Origin of the sequence: Methanosarcina spelaei (assembly GCF_002287235.1) — an archaeon.
GTDB classification, from domain to species: Archaea; Halobacteriota; Methanosarcinia; order Methanosarcinales; family Methanosarcinaceae; genus Methanosarcina; species Methanosarcina spelaei.
Genome location: NZ_LMVP01000462.1, coordinates 1 through 290 on the forward strand (window position 1 = coordinate 1; position 290 = coordinate 290).

Below are 290 nucleotides of genomic sequence, written 5' to 3' on the forward strand. Positions count from 1 at the left end.
GTCACCTGACGCGTCAAAAATAGCAGTTTGTGCGCACGGACCAGCTGACATTGACTACTATATTGACATCGGAAAGGTCGGTAAAGGTCTGACCAGCTTTCGGCCCGGATTAATTGCTCATCAAACTCAGTCAAAACAGTCACAGATATGGTCTCCGGACGGTTCAAAAATAGTATATTATGCCGGGAAAGGTGAGTCATATGAAGACGAAAAAACGGAAATATATACTATAAAACCTAGCTTCGGCAGGTTAACGCAACTAGAGGTATATATTTTCATATTCCTCTCCC

1 protein-coding gene is annotated in these 290 nt (G+C 42.8%); it reads left to right on the forward strand.

What is annotated here, in order from left to right; translation table 11 throughout:
- Positions 1 to 290: hypothetical protein (locus tag ASJ81_RS22930; RefSeq protein ID WP_212556100.1), on the forward strand; the 290-nt coding region annotated here is incomplete at both ends.